The organism is Nitrospira sp. CMX1, assembly GCF_054902215.1.
On sequence record NZ_JBUBKD010000031.1, the window covers coordinates 1 to 5,483 of the forward strand.

General features: G+C 55.5%; 7 protein-coding genes. 5 read left to right on the plus strand and 2 right to left on the minus strand.

Features of this window, described 5'->3' with window-relative positions:
* From ACYX34_RS08715 to ACYX34_RS08730, 4 genes are all read left to right on the plus strand, one after another.
* On the plus strand, positions 1-795 hold a 795-nt coding region (locus ACYX34_RS08715; RefSeq protein WP_462076165.1), incomplete at its 5' end, for an ATP-binding protein.
* A 203-nt stretch (positions 796-998) separates the two neighbouring features.
* Positions 999-2,252 carry an efflux RND transporter periplasmic adaptor subunit gene (locus ACYX34_RS08720; RefSeq protein ID WP_462076166.1) on the plus strand — a complete coding sequence of 418 codons (1,254 nt, stop codon included), beginning with the start codon at positions 999-1,001 and terminating at the stop codon, positions 2,250-2,252.
* 133 nt (positions 2,253-2,385) lie between these two features.
* Positions 2,386-3,084 (plus strand): ABC transporter ATP-binding protein, encoded by a 699-nt coding sequence (locus tag ACYX34_RS08725; RefSeq protein ID WP_462076167.1) that lies wholly within the window; start codon positions 2,386-2,388, stop codon positions 3,082-3,084.
* A gap of 12 nt (positions 3,085-3,096) precedes the next feature.
* Positions 3,097-4,332, plus strand: a complete 1,236-nt coding sequence (locus ACYX34_RS08730; protein WP_462076168.1) for an ABC transporter permease — start codon at positions 3,097-3,099, stop codon at positions 4,330-4,332.
* 145 nt (positions 4,333-4,477) lie between these two features.
* Here ACYX34_RS08730 and ACYX34_RS08735 read toward each other — a convergent pair whose 3' ends face one another.
* Positions 4,478-4,780, minus strand: coding sequence for a HigA family addiction module antitoxin (locus tag ACYX34_RS08735; protein WP_462076169.1), 303 nt, complete (start codon positions 4,778-4,780; stop codon positions 4,478-4,480).
* 10 nt (positions 4,781-4,790) lie between these two features.
* Positions 4,791-5,069 carry a type II toxin-antitoxin system RelE/ParE family toxin gene (locus ACYX34_RS08740; RefSeq protein ID WP_462076170.1) on the minus strand — a complete coding sequence of 93 codons (279 nt, stop codon included), beginning with the start codon at positions 5,067-5,069 and terminating at the stop codon, positions 4,791-4,793.
* A 200-nt stretch (positions 5,070-5,269) separates the two neighbouring features.
* Here ACYX34_RS08740 and ACYX34_RS08745 point away from each other — a divergent pair, with 200 nt between their 5' ends.
* Positions 5,270-5,443, plus strand: coding sequence for a JAB domain-containing protein (locus ACYX34_RS08745; protein ID WP_462076171.1), 174 nt, complete (start codon positions 5,270-5,272; stop codon positions 5,441-5,443).
* The last annotated feature ends 40 nt before the right edge of the window (positions 5,444-5,483 follow it).

Genomic DNA, 5,483 nt, shown 5'->3' on the forward strand with positions numbered 1-5,483 from the left:
GCCGCTCAAGCTGAGGCCAAATCGACGTTCGGGAACGACGGCGTGTATCTTGAACGCTACTTTTTGGAACCGCGTCATATCGAAGTGCAGGTCTTGGCTGATCAGCAGGGCCGTGTGATTCATCTTGGAGAACGTGACTGCTCCATTCAACGGCGGCATCAGAAGCTGGTCGAAGAAACCCCATCCCCGGTCGTCGACGACAAGCTTCGTCGGGAGATTGGAAAGGTGGCGGTAGAAGCCGTCAAAGCCGCGCATTATCGCAATGTCGGGACAGTGGAGTTTCTCCTCGACAAGGAACGGAATTTTTACTTCATGGAGGTCAATACCCGAATTCAGGTCGAACACCCGATTACTGAAATGGTGACGGGTATCGATTTGATCAAGGAGCAAATTCGTCTTGCAGCCGGGCATCCGCTCTCCCTGCGTCAGCAGGACGTGGTGCTGGCCGGTCACAGTCTGGAGTGTCGCATCAATGCCGAGGATCCGGAGAAGTTTACACCGTCTCCAGGAACCATTGGTAAATACAGTCCTCCGGGAGGATTTGGTGTGCGAGTGGATTCCGCGATGGAGTCCGGCTCGGTCGTCGTGCCGTACTATGATTCGATGATTGCAAAGCTGATTACGCATGGGCGTGACCGACAAGAGTCAATGGCACGGATGAGGCGAGCCCTGAGCGAATTCGTCATTGAAGGGATCAAGACGACGATTCCGCTTCATCGCCGAATCCTTGATGATCCTGATTTTCAAAAGGGCCATGTCTCAACCACGTTCTTAGAGCATCTCTTGGCAGGGTAGTTCAGGCCTTTCCTTCCTGATCATTCAGCTTATAGATTCCCCATAGAGGGTGCGCCCATTTTCTTGGCCCGTCACCGTCAATGAGGTACCCGAGTCAAGTGGGCGTGCCGGAAAGCGCACGTGTCTCAGGATGACAGGGACGTGATTCTTGACAGGCTTCCTGATAGGATGAACGGATGTTTCATGGAGGGCGTGTGTGACGTATGCGACGAATTGGGTTGATGCTTAGCGTCTTAGCTGTCGGACTGGGGATCGGCGGGTACGTGTTTTTCAATGGGGAACGGAAGACCCCCGTTCGATACCGAACGGCGCTGGTGGAGCGTGGGCAGATTGTTTCCGTCGTCAGTGCTACGGGGACGATCAATCCGGTGGTATCCGTCCAGGTGGGGACGCAAGTATCGGGCATGGTGAAGAGCCTTCACGCTGATTTCAATTCACAGGTTAAGGTCGGAGACATCGTGGCGGTCATTGACCCGGAGCCTTTTAAGGCTCGTCGGGAGCAGGCAGCCAGCAATCTGGAAATGGCCCGGGCAAGTGTCGCGCGTGCAAGAGCTGATTTGGCCCAACGAAAGCGAGAACTCAGTCGTGTGGAAGCGTTGTTGCCGGAGCAGTTTGTGTCGCAAAATGATGCTGATGTTGCCATCACGAATCATCAAAGTGCTGAGGCGCAGCTCCGAGTCACCGAGGCGCAGGTGAAGCAGGCAGAGGCGGCGGTGAATGCTGCGGATCTCGACCTGAAATATACGGTGATTCGTTCGCCCGTCGAAGGGATCGTGGTAGCGCGCAATATCGAGGTGGGACAGACGGTTGCGTCCAGCTTCTCCACGCCCAACCTCTTTCTCATTGCCCTGGATTTGACCAAGATGCAAGTCGACACCAATGTCAGTGAATCGGATATCGGAGGGATGTCGGAGGGAAAGGAAGCGGTCTTCACCGTCGACGCGTACCCAGGGATTTCCTTTACCGGCCTCATTAAGCAGGTTCGTCTCGCGCCGATCAGTGTACAGAACGTTGTGACGTACAATGTTGTGGTCAGCGTGGAAAATGCGGACTTACGGCTCAAGCCAGGTATGACCGCGAATGTCTCGATTGTGGTTGCGCAGAAGGACCAGGTCCTCAAGGTTCCCAATGCCGCCCTCCGATTTGTGCCTCCCAAGGGTGAAGGGAGGCCACGAGATGTCGGTGGACGATCAACGAAGGAGGACGCTGCACGTCCTGTCATGGGTGAAGGGCGGACCATGCTGTCGAAAGCCGTCTGGAAACAGGGAGAGAATGGAGAGCTTGTCCCGCTACCCGTACAGACCGGAATCTCCGATGGTTCTTCAACGGAGATCATGTCCGAGGGGCTTGCGGAAGGGGATGTGATTGTCATCGGGATCGATCAATCGTTCGGCGAGAAAAGGGGCAACGAGCTTCCTCCAGGGTTTGGCAGTCCGCCCCGTCCTCGAAATCGCTGAGGCCGTGGCAAAATGTCAGAAGATGATGGGGCGGAAGCCCGTGATCAATGGACAAGGCACGAGATAGTGACACACCTGGTGGCGTTCCTGCTTCCACCCTCCTCCAGAAATTATTGTAGAATTGCGTAGGGATATGATCCCGCTCATCGTCTGCGAAGACCTCTGGAAAGTGTACCGAGTCGGTGACGTCGAGGTGCAGGCATTACGGGGCCTGAGTGTGACGATCCACGAGGGGGAGTTTGTCGCCATTATGGGCACAAGTGGTTCAGGGAAGTCGACGTTGATGAATATTCTTGGGTGCCTGGATCAGCCGAGCAAGGGACACTATCGGTTAGGCGGTGTTGAGGTGGAGGGGTTGCAACCGGATCAGCTGGCAGAGATTCGGAATCAGAAAATCGGTTTTGTCTTTCAAAGTTTCAACCTTATTCCTCGAACCAGCGCGTTGGAAAACGCCCAATTGCCGCTCTTGTACCGAGGCCTGCCCTTAAAGGAACAGCGCAGGCTTGCCGCTGCAGCACTCGAACGGGTCGGACTGACGGGCCGTGAACATCATACCCCTACACAATTATCGGGTGGTCAACAACAACGAGTCGCGATCGCTCGGGCCCTGGTGACCTCACCATCGTTGTTACTCGCCGACGAACCGACGGGAAATCTTGATACACGATCAAGCGATGAAATCATGGCGATTCTTGAAGAGTTGAATCGTGATGGGATCACGGTCATTCTGGTGACGCATGAAATCGATATTGCCGCCCATGCTGCACGCGAAATCGTGATCAAGGACGGCCAAGTCCTCAGTGACCGTACCATTCAGGATCGGGTCGATTAGCGGAGGGTGCCGGTGCCGACGTTTGTGTGGCTGACCATCGTGACCGCACTCCGAATCTTGCAGCGAAACCGCCTGCGCGCTGGTTTGACGATGTTGGGAATCATCATCGGAGTCGGTGCGGTCATTGCCATGGTGAGTATCGGGGAGGGGGCGAAACTCGCTGTGCAGAAGCAGATTGCCTCCATGGGAGCGAATAGTATCCTCATTTGGCCGAATTATTCGCTGATCAGTGGCGTGCGTGGGGGGCAAGGTGCCGTGGTCACCTTAACAGTGGCCGATGCCATTGATTTAAAAAAGAAGATTCCTCTGTTGACTGAAGCGGGTTGGTCTCGATCGGGCTCCATGCAGGTGATGAACGGAGGCCGTAATTGGAGTACAACAGTTATAGGGGCTTCGCCGAGTGCGTTGACCGTCAGAGACTGGGCCTACAGCAGCGGAGGTCCCTTCACCCAAACGGATATGGATACCGCTGCCCGTGTGGCGCTGATCGGTCAGACGGTGGTGGACAATCTCTTTGAGCCAGGAGAAGAGCCGGTTGGAGCGATTCTTCGTCTGAAAAATGTTCCCATCCGGGTCATCGGTGTGTTGAGTCCGAAAGGGCAGAGTCCTTCCGGCAGTGATCAAGACGATGTCGTGATTATTCCTTTCAGCACAGCGGAACGGAAGGTGTTGGGGACATCCTTCCTTGGAACCGTCAGCGGCGTCCATGTCGCTACCGATCGGACGGAGGATGTGTTTGAGGCGGTTGAACAAATACGGGAGGTGCTGAGATCACGCCATCGATTACAAGGAGATCGACCGGATGATTTCCTTATTCGTACCCAGATTGATGTGGCAAAAGTTCAAGAGGGGACGAGTGAGACATTGACGGGTATGTTGCTCGCCATTGCATCTGTCTCTCTTCTTGTCGGGGGCATCGGCATTATGAATATCCTGCTGGTGTCGGTGACCGAACGCACGAGAGAGATTGGAATACGGATGGCAGTCGGTGCCAAACGGCTCCACATCATGATGCAATTTCTAATTGAGGCCATGACGCTCAGTATGGTCGGGGGAGGAATCGGCGTGCTCTTGGGCGTGACCGCAGCAAGGCTGACGTCCATTATAGCCGGGTGGCCGACCATCATCTCAGGCCAGACAATCGTGACCGCGTTCGGTTTTTCCCTTGTGGTTGGTCTATTTTTTGGGCTCTATCCTGCCAACAAAGCAGCACGGCTGAATCCGATCGAGGCCTTGCGCTACGAGTAGGTTTCACATCGCCACTGACAATCACGTCCCGTCCACTCAGTTCAGTGCGCCACTGTGCGTGTGCTAAGCCACAAAGCGCGAAGTTTTTCGCATACTGCAACGTTGAGCGATCAGGCGCCTCACTGATTCGATCACCGGCCCGTGATTACGACGCAACCCCTAGCCGATGTTCTGCAAGCCGTCGGATCTTGACTTTCCTGTGTTCTTTCCGCGCCTGTGCGAGATCATGGGCCGACTGCATCCCCAACCACATCGCCGCGCTGCCGCCGAACGCCTTTTCAAACCGCAAGGCCATATCCGGTGAGACCGCACTCTTTCCCCGGATGACGTTGTACAGCTGTTGTCGCGTCACCTTCATCGCCTTGGCGGCTTCCGCCACGCTCAGGCCCAGTTCCTCGAGATTGGCTTCGACCAACTTCCCCGGGTGGACAGGATTCTTCATCATCATGCATGGCCTCTCAATGATAGTCCTCTAAATCTATATCGTGCGCATGCCCTTGACTGAACCGAAAGGTGACCCGCCAGTTCGCGCGAACGGTGACGGCCCAAGAGCCCTTACGATCTCCTTTCAACGGATGCAGGCGAAAGGTCGGCTGGTTCATATCCTCTACACTTTCCGCGGCGTTGAGCGCCGAGAGGATCAACCGCAGCCGATCGAGCTGATCAGCTTTGAGCTTCCTCCCATCGTCCTGCTCAAACAGAAGCTGCAAGCCCTTATGCCGGAAGCTTCGAATCACCGGTTTGACTGTAAAACGTCAATTGACATTTGTCAACAACGACAGACAATTGCCGGCTCACATCACCGTCGCAGGCGGAGCAGCGTTGAACGACTTGCGTGGGCTTTCGAACGAGTCTTGCGACGAATCTGACCACCGGTGTGTGCCCGTTCGGCCTCCATTCTCCAGTCCGGTTACGCTGTCCTCAACCCAGCGTGCTCGTGCGTGCGTCGATTGTCAGGAATGAGCGCAAGCGCGGTACGTTTCATAGCCATCCCTCCACTGATCCCACGCCGAGCCCTGAGGAGCGGACGCTCACCACACGACTGCGGGAAGCGGGAGATTTGCTGGGTATCAGGCTGCTCGACCATCTCTTTCTCGGCGATGACCTGTAGTGCTCCCCTGAAATCAAGCCACCCGAGTTGATTGTTGGGC